Genomic DNA, 936 nt, shown 5'->3' on the forward strand with positions numbered 1-936 from the left:
GGTATGCCGGTTTCTGGCTTCAGCAGGTCCTTGAGCGGGTGCGGGTCGGTGTCGACGGCTTGCTGCAGCAGTCGGTAGAAGAGCAGGCCGCGGGACTTGGCGTTGCGGCGGTTGAACCGGAACGTGTACTCGTCGAGGTAGTACGGCAGGTGTTGTTCCTCGACGCGAAAGTGCAGGGTGCCGATGAGCCAGCGTTTGAGCAGGGAGGCGACCAGGTGCACGCCGGGCAGGACGCTGGCCTTGTCGGGTGCGCTGTAGCCGAGGGTGAACTCGTGGGTGTAGCCGAGGTCGGCGAGCCGGCGCAGGGTTCGGGCGCCGTCGGTGCGGATGGTGGATCCTGGCTCGATGACGGTCGTGGCGAAGTCGACCAGCTGTGAGGTGCCGGGGTGGTCCGCGACCGCGAGCCGCACCCGGCCCAGGCGATGAGTTTCGTTGTGCTCTATGGCAATCATGACCGCGACCTTGTCCCCGTAGCCGCCGCCGCTGTTGCGCGTGGCGCCGCCGATCATCGTCTCGTCGAGTTCCACGACCCCAGAGAGCTTGTCCCGCTCAGGGCGGACCATCGCCCGGCGCAGCTTGTGCATCCACGCCCACGCGGTCTCGTAGGAGCCGAACCCGAGCACGCGCTGCAGCCCGAGCGCTGACATGCCGTTCTTCTGCGAGGTCAGGAACCAGATCGCGGCGAACCAGGTCGACAGCGGCGTCCGGGTCCGGTCGAAGATCGTCCCGGCCGTGACCGACGTGCGCCGCCCGCACGTGCGACACATCCACAACCCGGCGCCGGTGCGCCAGAACTCCCGCGCCTCGCATTTGGGGCACACGAACCCCTCCGGCCACCGCAGAGCCGCGAGGTAGTCCAGGCACGAATCGTTGTCCGGGAACCAATCGAGCAGCTGCTGGTACGTCGACGGATAATCCACGCCCCGAATTGGATTC

General features: G+C 67.2%; 1 protein-coding gene. It reads right to left on the reverse strand.

The features are described from left to right. On the reverse strand, nucleotides 1-929 hold a 929-nt coding region (locus tag ACFQ2V_RS21240), incomplete at its 3' end, for an IS1595 family transposase (protein WP_386055016.1). Between the last annotated feature and the right edge of the window lie 7 nt (nucleotides 930-936).

Source organism: Terrabacter terrigena (assembly GCF_042676085.1).
Taxonomy (GTDB): Bacteria; Actinomycetota; Actinomycetes; order Actinomycetales; family Dermatophilaceae; genus Terrabacter; species Terrabacter terrigena.